This window comes from Lysinibacillus sp. PWR01, assembly GCF_043359455.1.
Taxonomy (GTDB): Bacteria; Bacillota; Bacilli; order Bacillales_A; family Planococcaceae; genus Lysinibacillus; species Lysinibacillus fusiformis_F.
The window spans coordinates 22,936-32,138 of the sequence record NZ_JBHERJ010000025.1 but is presented as its reverse complement, the minus strand read 5'-3'; the positions used below and the strand labels follow the sequence as shown (position 1 = coordinate 32,138).

Annotated in this window: 6 protein-coding genes and 2 riboswitches; all 6 genes read right to left on the bottom strand. The window is 37.3% G+C overall.

All coding sequences use genetic code 11. The features are described from left to right. Positions 1-310: 310 nt before the first annotated feature. Positions 311-1,612, bottom strand: coding sequence for an NCS2 family permease (locus ACEVFT_RS03535; protein WP_004230532.1), 1,302 nt, complete (start codon positions 1,610-1,612; stop codon positions 311-313). Between the two features lie 131 nt (positions 1,613-1,743). Beyond that, positions 1,744-1,845: riboswitch (purine riboswitch) on the bottom strand. 209 nt (positions 1,846-2,054) lie between these two features. Next, complete coding sequence (locus ACEVFT_RS03530) at positions 2,055-2,723, bottom strand: MOSC domain-containing protein (protein WP_103118861.1); 669 nt, start codon at positions 2,721-2,723, stop codon at positions 2,055-2,057. A 174-nt stretch (positions 2,724-2,897) separates the two neighbouring features. Further along, positions 2,898-4,451, bottom strand: coding sequence for a glutamine-hydrolyzing GMP synthase (guaA, locus tag ACEVFT_RS03525; protein ID WP_393948146.1), 1,554 nt, complete (start codon positions 4,449-4,451; stop codon positions 2,898-2,900). A gap of 155 nt (positions 4,452-4,606) precedes the next feature. Next, a riboswitch (purine riboswitch) is annotated at positions 4,607-4,708 on the bottom strand. 32 nt (positions 4,709-4,740) lie between these two features. Continuing rightward, complete coding sequence (locus ACEVFT_RS03520) at positions 4,741-6,924, bottom strand: DUF4129 domain-containing transglutaminase family protein (protein WP_066038120.1); 2,184 nt, start codon at positions 6,922-6,924, stop codon at positions 4,741-4,743. Further along, positions 6,921-8,102: a DUF58 domain-containing protein gene (locus tag ACEVFT_RS03515; RefSeq protein ID WP_066038121.1), complete on the bottom strand. Its 1,182-nt coding sequence runs from the start codon at positions 8,100-8,102 to the stop codon at positions 6,921-6,923. The genes ACEVFT_RS03520 and ACEVFT_RS03515 overlap by 4 nt, the downstream gene beginning before the upstream one ends. Beyond that, complete coding sequence (locus tag ACEVFT_RS03510; protein WP_048395021.1) at positions 8,099-9,043, bottom strand: AAA family ATPase; 945 nt, start codon at positions 9,041-9,043, stop codon at positions 8,099-8,101. The genes ACEVFT_RS03515 and ACEVFT_RS03510 overlap by 4 nt, the downstream gene beginning before the upstream one ends. Positions 9,044-9,203 lie beyond the last annotated feature (160 nt).

Sequence of the window (9,203 nt, the reverse complement as noted above, 5' to 3'; positions counted from 1 at the left end):
GTAGTTATACTAAGTAACTTTTTATAATTTAACATAATGTTAACTTACTGTCAACCGTTTATGTTAATATTTTTTAAGTTGTTCGTTTGTTTCGTAACAACGTGTTTAAATATATCATCATAAATTTAAGTTTGCAAGTGTTTCATTAAAGTAAAACTATTCACATTATTAAAAATCGAGTTTCTTCTATATAATGTATAAAAATAATAACTTCTTTTGTTTAGGATTTACACTTTTTTCGATTTCCTTAACCAACAAAAAAACACTTCAATTGTTAGTACCTTACCTAACAATTGAAGTGTCTGTTTAACTACCGTACCCAAATGAAGTATGCAAGGAAGACAAAGAATAAACCATACATCATCGGGTGAATTTCTTTTTTTCGACCTGCTAATAACATTGTAATTGGGTAGAATACGAAGCCGATTGCAATACCAGTAGCAATTGAATAACCAAGTGGCATCATTAATACTGTAAAGAATGCAGGTACTGCTATTTCGAATTTGTCCCAATCAATTAAGCGTAAGGACGATACCATTAGTACCCCTACGATTACTAAAGCTGGAGCAGTAACTGCTGGTGTTACCACTGCAAGTAATGGTGAGAAGAATAATGCAACTAAGAACAGTACTGCTGTTACGACTGCTGAAAATCCTGAACGAGCGCCTGCAGCAACTCCAGAAGTTGACTCTACGTACGCTGTTGTTGTTGACGTACCAAATAAAGAACCGATAGTTGTTGCTAGTGCATCTGCCATTAAGGCACGTCCTGCACGCGGTAATTTATTATCTTTTACTAAACCTGCTTGTGTCGCTACAGCCATTAAAGTACCAGCTGTATCAAAGAAATCAACAAACAAGAATGTTAACACTACTACTAAAAACTTCACGTTAAATAATGTACCGAAGTCACCAAGTGGTTCTAGTGCTACCATGAATGTAGAATCTACACTTGGAATAGCTGATACAACGGCTGTCGGAGGATCAATGATACCTGTGATCATCCCAATAACTGCAGTAATCACCATTCCTAAGAAAATACCGATACTGCGCAATTTAATAATAAGAATAACTGAAAGAATAATTCCGAATACCGCTAATAATGTAGCGCCTGTGAAACTTCCTAAAGTGACTAAAGTAGCTGGGCTATCGACAATGATCCCTGCTCCTTGTAAACCAACAAAAGTTATAAATAAACCAATACCTGCAGAAACTGCATATTTAAGTTGTACTGGTATAGCATTAATAACAGTTTCGCGGATACCAGTTAAAGATAAAATAATAAAGATAATCCCTGAGAAGAACACGCCTGTTAAACCAGTTTGCCACGGAATACCGTATGCTCCGACTACAGTAAATGCAAAGAATGCATTTAACCCCATCCCAGGAGCAAGTGAAATCGGGAACTTCGCGAAAATCCCCATAATCAAAGAACCGACTGCTGCTGCTAATGCTGTTGCTACGAAAACAGCACCTTTATCCATTCCTGCATTTTCTAGAATACCTGGGTTAACAGCTAGAATATATGCCATTGCAAGGAAGGTTGTAATACCGCCTATTATTTCGCGGCGATAATTAGTTCCTAATTCATCGAACATGAAATATTTTTTCATTATCAAAAAATCCTCCGTGTGGTCGTCTTCAATATCGAAAACAAAAAAGACACGCTGACTACTCTACTAGTCGCATGTCTACGATATATTTCATCACAATTAGTGTGTGAAACAAATTAGTGTTTATACATTTATGTATAAACCTAAATCGTAGTCAAGTTATTTACGGTAACTTGGTAGAAACTCACGGGCCTTATCCCCGACATTATACGACGACGTATTTAATTTACATTCGTAATATATCATTTCGTTTTTTAGATTTCAACCCCATTTCCGAACATTTTTCTAAAAAGAAATACGAAAGTTCGTGTAAAATTCTTATTTAATGTTCAGGTTCTATTAAATGTATTACTAAAGAGGCTTTGTACTGAACATTTCAGCAATTAGTTTAAAGAAAAAATCCCCTAGAAATTCTAGAGGATCCTTCTTTTGAACGTATGTTTTAACTCATCACTTTACTTTGCAAGACTTGAATTCTTTTTTCTAATTTTTCTTTCCAATCTTCTGCTAATGCATCTACTGCTTGTATTTGTTTCATAGCGATTGCATCATTGTTTTTGAAGTACACTTCATTGCAATACAAAACAGAGATACGTGCAGGATGCTTTTCTACAAGCTCAATTGTTGAATCTGCACAGATTGTCCCTTCTTCAAGTACACGCGCAAGGAAACCTGTATAGCCTGTTTCGATTAAACGTTTGAGTAATGTGTTTGCCTCGGTATATCTATCAATCGTACTACATGGAATACGTCCCTGTGTAATTTGAATGACAGCATCTCCAATTTTATAAATATCACCAATACACACATCTGCTTCTAACATATTTGTTACGGTTAAATTTTCGCCAAATGCAGCAACGGGTAACGTTTTTCCAAGTTCCTGTTCCCATTGTATGTAATGCTCCGCAGGATATAAACAAACTGCTCGATCAGGGCCACCGTGATGTTTTTTATCTGCCACATCATCCCCTTCAAAGCCTTGAGAGGACAAATAAACTTCTTGCACTCGTTGCTTTTCAATCCCTGTAATCATTGAACGTCCTTTACTATCAACCAATTCTTTTGGCATCCCAACCGTTAATGTATGAATCATTGGTTTATTTTTCTCCATTTAAATCCCCCCTAATCTGAATAGTATAATTTCTTGTGCATTCATTTAGTTTACTACATACAACACTTTACCAGCAATTGTTGCAGTTGAGATACTTCATTAAGCCATAAATTCAGAAGGAAATAAATCAAAAAAAGCCCTAAAAACCTCTCAGGGCTTTTAGGGCTTTTGCTATTATTCCCACTCAATCGTTGCTGGTGGCTTAGATGTAATATCATACAGCACGCGGTTCACGTGTTTTACTTCGTTTACAAGGCGGACGGAGATTTTCTCTAGTACATCCCAAGGAATACGTGCCCAGTCAGAAGTCATACCGTCGATAGATGTAACGGCACGGATACCGATTGCATAGTCATACGTACGAGCATCGCCCATTACACCTACTGAACGGATATCAGGTAATACCGTAAAATACTGCCAAATGTCACGATCAAGGCCAGCTTTTGCGATTTCTTCGCGTAGAATGAAATCAGATTCGCGAACGATTTCTAATTTTTCTTCTGTTACTTCACCAAGCACACGGATACCTAATCCAGGACCTGGGAACGGTTGACGCCAAACGATTTTTTCGTCTAGTCCAAGCTCTAAGCCTAGCGCACGTACTTCATCTTTAAATAAAGTTTTCAGTGGCTCAATTAGTTGGAATTGCATATCTTCAGGAAGACCACCAACATTATGGTGTGATTTGATTGTTTGTGCAGTTGAAGTACCAGATTCAATAATATCTGTGTAAAGAGTTCCTTGTGCTAAGAAATCCATACCTTCAAGCTTAGATGCCTCTTCATCAAATACATAAATGAATTCATTACCGATAATTTTACGTTTTTTCTCTGGATCAGAAACCCCAGCAAGTTTGTCCATGAATCGTTTACGTGCATCAATTTTAATAAGATTCATGTCAAAGTCTTCTGTGAATGTTTTCATTACTTGTTCAACTTCGCCTTTACGGTTTAAGTTGTGGTCTACGAACATACAAGTTAATTGATCGCCTATTGCTTTATGGATTAACACCGCTACCACTGATGAGTCTACACCACCAGAAAGTGCACATAATACTTTTTTATCGCCAACGATTTCACGAATTTTTGCAATTTCAAGCTCAATGAAGTTTGCCATTGACCAATCGCCTTTCGCTTCACAGATGTCGAATACGAATTGACGTAATAGATCATTACCATATACAGAGTGACGTACTTCTGGATGGAATTGTACAGCATATAGTTTACGTTCAACGTTTGCCATTGCAGCAATCGGACAAGATGCACTAGTTGCGATGACTTCAAATCCAGCTGGAACTTCTGTTACATGGTCACCATGGCTCATCCAAACGATTTGTTCTGTAGGTAGATCACCAAATAATTTGTTTGGTGTTGTTACTTGAATTTCGGCTTTACCATACTCGCGTGTTTCAGCACCTTCAACTTTACCGCCGTTTGTATGGGCCATTAATTGCATACCATAGCAAATACCTAAAATCGGTAAACCTAATTCGAAGATAGCTGGATCCACATGAAAGGCATTTTCATCATAAACAGAGTTTGGACCACCTGAGAAAATAATACCTGTTGCGTTCATATCTTTAATTTCTTCTGCAGTTACCGTATGTGGATGTAATTCACTGAAAACACCAAATTCACGAATACGACGTGTAATTAATTGGTTAAATTGGCTACCGAAGTCTAGTACAACGATTTTTTCTTGCTCTTTTAATAAAGGGCTAGCTGTCAAAATTTCCACCTCTTCTATTATTTTTAAAGGATTTTTCATGTGTTCAAAGAAAAACGCGAAGAAAGTAAAAAAACTTTCTACGCGTTCATAAGCTCTAGAATATTGATAAAGGCGAATGCGTAGCAAAGTAAAGTGATTTACTATACTTTTCACCTAACGAAAACATCCGCCTTCATAGAGAAATCATTTAAGGTGATTTCGTAGAAACATCCGAACCCTATTATCGAACTTATATGAAAGCAATCCTTGCATTTAATTTTTTTCATTTTACTCTTTGTCTACGTTAAAATCAACTGATAGTGCGATTGATTAAATATTCCCAACTTTCTTTCAGCTTCACAAAATCAACATCTTCTTTGTCTTTCCCATAAATATGTTGCTCGTAAACTACCGTCAGCTTTTGCATTTCATCTGTTTCTAATGCTGAATCTACACGCTCTGCGAATGCACTTAACGTTTCTCCATCTTTTCTCCGCAAACCAATACGGGATAATTGCTTCAGTAAAACATGGTAGGAAGAATCGAAATTTGACCAATCCGCTACTTTTTTACGGTATGCTCGAACATGCATCTTAGGAATCCACGTTTTACGCTGTAAGAATAAAGAAATACCTGTGATTATTAATAATACAACAATTATCACCCAAACATAGGCAAACTTTTTCATCCATAACCACATTGCATCAAAGCTAAATGTTGATTTTGTCTGTTCCTTCTCGGTTACCTGTTCTTGTGGTTGTGGCTGCTCGGGTTTTCGTTCTGGCTGCGCCACTTCCTCCTCATCAGACGTATCTAACGGAATATCATAATCGATGTTAACATTCCCAGAAAAGCCGATTGTAGGCTCAAACTCCATCCATCCCGTTCCAGGTATAAAAGCTTCTACCCATGAGTGCGCATTGTCATTCGTGATGCGATATTCGCGTAATCCATCTGACACAGGTCCTGCAGTTCCAGGTGCAAAGCCTTTCACCCATCGAGCTGGGATTCCTACTGAGCGTAAAAGTACCACCATTGAAGTGGAGAAATTATCACAATATCCAACTTTTGTATCGAACAAAAATTGATCGACATAATCCTGATTTTCACCAGGAATGGCAGCTTGCGTTTTATCGTACTTAAAACCATTTGTTCTAAAATAACTTTCTACAGCCTTAATTTGTTCATAAACCGTATCTTTCTTTTGCGTTATTTCAGACGCTAAGTCCCTTACACGCTGAGGAAGTTGGTTAGGTAACTGCAAAAATCGATCAAAGGAAGAATCCATTGTTTCAAGTGTTGCTGGATATGACAATTGGAGCTGCTCCATACTATAAACAGGCTCACTATAAGACAATGAATAGTTTGATAATGATTTCGATTCCCCTACCTGTTGTTCTATATTCATTTTTTCAGTCTGCTCATCTTGAATAAATAAAGTGGAATCTTGAGCCGAAACAGAAAGCATACCATATGTTTGAATTAAAAATGGCATTGGAACAGCAATATCTAATTGAATCTGACGTTCACTTTCGGGCGGCCCTACTTGTAAAGAAGTCAGAATGGGTGTATTTGACTCATAAACATTTTTCCCAAAGTTCCCCTCTGAAACAATCCAACCTTTTGACGTATACGTATCTTTTGTTTCAATACGCCAATAATGACGATCACGGGAAGAGGCAGTGAATATTAAAGTATTATCTCCTTGGAACGGACCACCTAACTGACTATCATCCTGGCTATAACCAACTGATTTTTGACCATTTCCATTTCCGTCTTGTCCAGTAACCCCTTGGATAAACGGCACCGGATCTGCCCATGTTGGCCCAGTCTTTGGTAAAAAGTATGCTACAGAACTAACGAGTAATACAGATACTAGCATGGGAATAACAATTTTCCATTTCTCCATTACCGTACTTGTAGTTTCTACTTGAAGCCATAGGCGCTTGACAAAAAGAACACCTGTCATGATTAATCCTAAAACAACAACTTTTACAATTGCCGCTTTACCGTCATAGTCACTAAATGTATCCAAAGTAGCAATAAAGAATACGGTCATGGCAAAGAAGTAGAATATATTTTTTCGCACCGAAACCCAATGGTGAATTAAATAGACCAGCATCCAAATCAATACAAGAAATAACACTGTTCTGAAAACATCTGAAACCTGTCCAAAGTCACCTGTTAGAATCGTGGCCATGTTCCCTCTCCATTCAGCCAATAAAAAAGGCAATGTATCACCAGATAATACAGGACTAGGGCTATAGATAAAAACGACAAACCAGGTAATATAACCAAACTTCACTAATCCTGATAATAAAGGATGTACGCGGAAAAGACTTAGCGCTAAAGACATACCGATAAACACTAAGAAAAGATGCATCCCACCTGTATTCGTTAATTGCATAATGGGAATAAGCCATTCACGCAAAATGAAAAATACAATAACATAAGCTATGGCTAATTCTAAAAATTCTCCTAATGATTGCTTCACGGTCTTATCACCTCCGTGAATAAATGATAGAAATCTGCTGGATTTACATAAATAACTTGTATATGTTTATACCGCATCGCAAGCTCAGATTGCACTGGTTGCTGCTTTGCCACTACAAAACAAATACAGCTTTTCACTATATTCGCAAGAGTATGTAGGAATTCATCTGAAACATCACTTGTCACATAAAGCAGTGTTGCAACTTGTTTAAAGGCTTGTTGGTCATGAAATCGAAACTTGACATTCTCTGTAGGTTTTATCGCAGCTAAATGATACATGACTTGATCTAAATGCTTGTCACCCTGTATAGCTGGGAATACTTTCGTCATTGCTCCAGCAGAAATAAATGATAAATCTCCTCGTTCCTGAACGATCATTTGTAGCATTGAAGCTACTAACTCTACTTTTTCTTCAAACATCGAGGATTTTGTAGCGTCTAGCACTAACATTAGTTCAGATGATTGTCGATCCTCAAATTCCTTAGACTGTAACTTTTGTGTACGTGCAAATGATTTCCAATGAATCCACGAAAAACGATCTCCTGGAACGTACTCTCGTAATCCAACAGCCATCGATGTGTCCTTCACAATAGAGTATGGAGACATCATCAAGCCAACATCATATTTTGTTTGAAGCGCAGCATATTTCATCTCTTGTACTCTTGGGTAAACTAAAATAGTTTGGTCCTTTTCTGCTACGACAACCTTTTTAGCCCAGCCAAAAAAATCATAGAAAACAATTGTAACACCTAGGTAACGATGTTCACCACGTGGCATATTTTCCAATTCATATTGCCAGCTAAAGGTTTTTTTAAATCCAACGAACTTAATGGCATTCGCATTTTGTATTTTAGCTTGCACTAATCCCTCACTATCCACAAGTTCCTCCATTACGATATAGGCAAATGGAAAACGTGTTTTACGTTCTATCGTAATAAGCACCTTCGCTGATTGACCTCGTTCTATATGAATCGGGTCAACCTTGCGTTCGATTAGTAAAATATCTTCTCTAACGACAAAGAAAATGAATGCATATACTAAAAATGGGCTAACCGTAAAAAATACAAACCAGCTCACAAACCCACCTTGGAACATTGCATAACAAAATGTTATGATCATCAAGAAAGCGATTAATAGGAAATGTTTACTTTTTTCTACAAAAGCTTTCCATTGCCTCATTGTTCTGCAAACCTCTTTGTCGGAACTGGTGTTTTAGCAATGATCCGCTGGATAATTTCGTCTGCTGTCACGTTATCATAGCGTGCATCTGGTTTTAAAACTAAACGATGATTAAAAACAAATGGCACTAAATATTGAACATCATCAGGGGTAACATAGCTTCGTCCTTTTAAAAATGCGTAAGCTTGAGAAGCTTTCATTAGCGCTATTGTGGCACGTGGACTCACACCTAAATAGACATAATTATTTTCTCTTGTTAGGGTAGCAAGCTCCACCATATAATTTTTAACAGAATCTTCTACATACACACCTTGAACAAGTTCCTGTAATTCGATTAATTGAGCTACCGATAATACTGCTTCGATTTTTTCAATGGCTTTACCATTCTCAGCTCTTCGTAAAATTTCAACCTCTTGCCCCCTAGATGGATAGCCCATTTTTATCTTTAAGAGAAATCGATCTAGTTGTGCTTCAGGTAAAGGATAGGTACCTTCATGTTCAATCGGGTTTTGTGTAGCCATCACAAAAAATGGCTGATTGATCATCAGCGTTTTCCCATCAATTGTAACAGAAGCCTCTTCCATCCCCTCTAACAACGCTGATTGAGTTTTCGGTGACGTTCGGTTAATTTCATCGGCTAATACAACATCCCCCATGATTGGCCCTGGACGAAATTCAAACTCCATTGTTTTGGGATTATAAATAGAAATACCGACTACATCTGATGGCAATAGATCTGGCGTAAATTGAATACGCTTAAATTGTGCATCAAACGATTTTGCAAGTGCTCGCACCATCATTGTCTTTCCTACTCCAGGTACATCCTCCAATAAAACATGTCCCCTTGCTAATAATGCGACAATACTGAGCTCAGCAACTTCTCTTTTACCAATCATTACCTTTTCTATATTTTCTAAAACATTCTGTATTTGAGCATTCATTAATCGAAAAGCCTCCCATTCCATCAAGCAATTGTGTGAATTGCAAGCAAACTTAATCTAAGCATAGCGAAATCTGTCTTGTAAAACAATTATCTGAAACTTCTACTTCCTACGAACATTCATAAAAAAGGCTTGTTTGATAACATCCAAACAAGCCTAA